This is a genomic window from Burkholderia sp. E168m23 (genome assembly GCF_016586125.1).
Classification (GTDB): Bacteria; Pseudomonadota; Gammaproteobacteria; order Burkholderiales; family Burkholderiaceae; genus Burkholderia; species Burkholderia orbicola.
This window is the reverse complement of the sequence record NZ_BCPP01000850.1, coordinates 1-3,176: the sequence shown is the minus strand read 5'-3', so window position 1 is coordinate 3,176 and position 3,176 is coordinate 1. Positions and strand designations below refer to the sequence as shown.

General features: G+C 65.8%; 3 protein-coding genes. All 3 read left to right on the top strand.

Going from position 1 to position 3,176, the window contains the following annotated elements; translation table 11 throughout:
* The coding region (locus tag JMF90_RS30755) for a methyltransferase domain-containing protein (protein ID WP_201325855.1) at positions 1 to 730 on the top strand (730 nt) is incomplete at its 5' end.
* Between the two features lie 195 nt (positions 731 to 925).
* A complete protein-coding gene (locus JMF90_RS30750) occupies positions 926 to 1,450 on the top strand; it encodes a DUF2244 domain-containing protein (protein ID WP_011546277.1) in 525 nt (174 codons plus the stop codon).
* 56 nt (positions 1,451 to 1,506) lie between these two features.
* Positions 1,507 to 3,105 (top strand): cytochrome c oxidase subunit II, encoded by a 1,599-nt coding sequence (gene coxB / locus JMF90_RS30745; RefSeq protein WP_011694413.1) that lies wholly within the window; start codon positions 1,507 to 1,509, stop codon positions 3,103 to 3,105.
* The last annotated feature ends 71 nt before the right edge of the window (positions 3,106 to 3,176 follow it).

Genomic DNA, 3,176 nt, shown 5'->3' with positions numbered 1-3,176 from the left:
GGTGTTCGGCGTGGACCTGTCCGGCGCGATGCTCGCGCGGGCCGGTCAGCGTGAAGTCGAGCAGACCACCTGGCGCCGCTGGCTGCCGGCGTCGCTCGGCCGGGCGCTGGGCCAGCGCGGCCCGCGCGTCGCGCAGGCCGATTTCGCCGCACTGCCGTTCCCGGGCGGCGCGTTCGACCTGATCTGGTCGAATCTCGCGCTTCACTGGCATTCGCGTCCCGATACCGTCTTCCCCGAATGGCAGCGCGTGCTGCGCGTGAACGGGCTGCTGATGTTCAGCACGCTCGGCCCCGACACGCTGCGCGAACTGCGCGCGGCCTGCGCGGACGCCGAAGCGGCGCTCGGCATCGCCCCGCCCGCCGCCCGCGTGATCGATTTCGTCGACATGCACGACCTCGGCGACATGCTCGTCGAGAGCGGCTTCGAGATTCCCGTGATGGACCAGGAAGTGCTGACCGTCACCTACAAGTCCCCCGATTCCCTGCTGGCCGACGTGCGCCGCTGGGGCGCCTATCCGTTCGAGCGGGCGACGCCGCAGCACGCGACGCGGCGCTTTCGCGCGGCGCTCGGCGACGCGCTGGACGCGCGCCGGCGCGAGGACGGCACGATTCCGCTGACGTTCGAGGTGATCTACGGCCACGCGTGGAAGGCCGTGCCGCGCACGACCGCCGAAGGGCACGGGATCGTGCGCATCGAGGACATCGGCAAGGGGCGTCCGAAGAATCGGTAAAGCGGTAAAGAGGGGTTTTGTTATGTCTGAAATTAGCGGCGCAAAGCGGGGTCGAATTGGCGGCCAAAACGGCCGGAAAGCTTGTCGCGCTTGGCTTGGCGGGCGATAGGCGCTTGCTTGTGGATGCCATTGAACCCGCCTATAATGCGTCAGCTTGTCGTCCCGGGGTCCCCGCAATACGGGGCGACGAGTCCGATGCAGGCATGCATCGCATGCCATTCGCGTGAGGCGGCGATGGAAGCAGCGAGGGTTTTGGCGGAGACGGCGGACAGCGAACCGGTCCTCGAAGACTGGCTCATGAAACGCAACTGTTCGGTGTCGCCACGCCAGTTCGTGCTGTTTTACGCGTCGCTCGCGGGCTTCTCGCTGGCGATCGCGGCGTTGCTGTTGTGGAGAGGGGTCTGGCTCGTCATGCCCTTTACCGGAATCGAGTTGCTGGCGGTGGGTGTCGCATTTGCGATCTATGCTCGCCATGCGGTCGATTACGAGCGCATCAGGCTGTTTCCGCACCGGCTCGTGATCGAGCGGATGGATGCGGAGCGGCTCACGCAGATCGAATTCAACCCGCGCTGGGTGCGGGTCGAGCCGGGTGCGACGCCACGCGATCCGATTCGGCTGGTATCGCGCGGGCAGACCGTCGTAATCGGGCAGCATCTCGCGCAGTACAAGCGTGCGCAGTTCGCCGACGAGCTGCGCGTGTCGCTCAGGCGCTGCGGCTGACGAGGCGCGGTCATTGGCCGGACGAGGCTGGTGGCTTGCGACGGGGGAGGGTTTGAATGGAAATTTTGGGTAAGGATGCTATGAAAACAATCAAGCGAGCCCTCACGGGCGTGCTGGCATGCAGCGGATTGCTCTTTGCCGGTGCGGCCCTGGCGGTCGGTGATAGCCCGGGCGGCCCCCGTGTCAACGAGATCAACTTTCAGCCGCCTGTCACGAAGATCGCCGAGGAGCTCTACGATCTCCACACGATGATGCTGATCCTGTGTACGGTGATCTTCGTCGGCGTGTTCGGCGTGATGTTCTATTCGATCTTCGCGCACCGCAAATCCAAGGGCCACAAGGCCGCCAATTTCCATGAAAGCACGACCGTCGAGATCATCTGGACGATCGTGCCGTTCGTCATCGTCGTGCTGATGGCGCTGCCGGCGACGAAGGCCGTCGTCGCGATGAAGGACACGACGAACGCCGATCTCACGATCAAGGTCACCGGCTACCAGTGGAAGTGGGGCTACGACTACGTGAAGGGCCCGGGCGAGGGCATCGGCTTCCTGTCGACGCTGACCACCCCGCGCGACGAAGTGATGGGCAAGAAGCCGATCACCGACACCTATCTGCAGGAAGTCGACAACCCGCTCGTCGTGCCGGTCAACAAGAAGATCCGCATCATCACGACCGCCAACGACGTCGTCCACTCGTGGTACGTGCCCGCGTTCGGCGTGAAGCAGGATGCGATCCCCGGCTTCGTGCGCGATACGTGGTTCAAGGCCGACAAGGTCGGCACGTTCCGCGGTTTCTGTACCGAGCTGTGCGGCAAGGAGCACGCGTACATGCCGGTCGTCGTCGAAGTCCTGTCGGACGACGACTACGCGAAGTGGGTCAGCGCGCAGAAGGCGAAGCTGGCCAGCGCGGCGGTCGACCCGAACAAGGTCTACACGATGGCCGAACTCGTCGCGCACGGCGAGGAAGTCTACAAGGCGAACTGCGCGGCCTGCCACCAGGTGAACGGCAAGGGCCTCGGCGCGTTCCCGGCGATGGACGGCAGCCCGATCGTGAACGGCCCGATCGCCGCGCACGTCGAGCGCGTGCTGCACGGCAAGGGCGCGATGCCGTCGTGGGCGTCGCTGTCGGACCTCGACATCGCTTCGGTCGTCACGTACGAACGCAACTCGTGGGGCAACCACAAGAACGACCTGCTGCAGCCGAAGCAAGTGGCTGACGCACGCAACGGCAAGCTGCCGGAAGACACGGCGGGCGCGGCAACGGCAGCGGCCCCGGCAGAAGCGGCTTCGGCACCGGCGCAAGCCGCGTCGGGCGCCGAGCAGCCGGCGGCAGCGGCATCGGCCGCGCTGTCGACGATCTACTTCGAGACGGGCAAGAGCGTGCTGCCGGCCGACGCGAAGGCGGCGATCGCCGCCGCGGCCGACTATGCGAAGGCACATCCGGACGCGAAGCTCGCGCTGTCGGGCTTCACCGACAAGACGGGCTCGGCCGACGCGAACGCCGAACTGGCGAAGCATCGCGCGCAGGCCGTGCGCGATGCGCTGAAGGCAGCAGGCGTGGCGGAAGACCACATTATTCTCAAAAAGCCGGAAACGATCACGGGCGGGGCTGACGCGAAGGAAGCCCGGCGTGTCGAGATCGGCCCGGCGGCTTGACGTGTCGCTGAGTTAGTCGACGTATTCGCATTAGGAGATTCTCATGTCTAGCATCGGGCACGACGTAGCCG

Excerpts from the sequence above, each read along its gene's own strand:
- JMF90_RS30750 (WP_011546277.1), top strand. The coding sequence starts at position 926 with ATGCAGGCATGCATCGCATGCCATTCGCGTGAGGCGGCGATGGAAGCA.
- coxB (WP_011694413.1), top strand. The coding sequence starts at position 1,507 with ATGGAAATTTTGGGTAAGGATGCTATGAAAACAATCAAGCGAGCCCTC.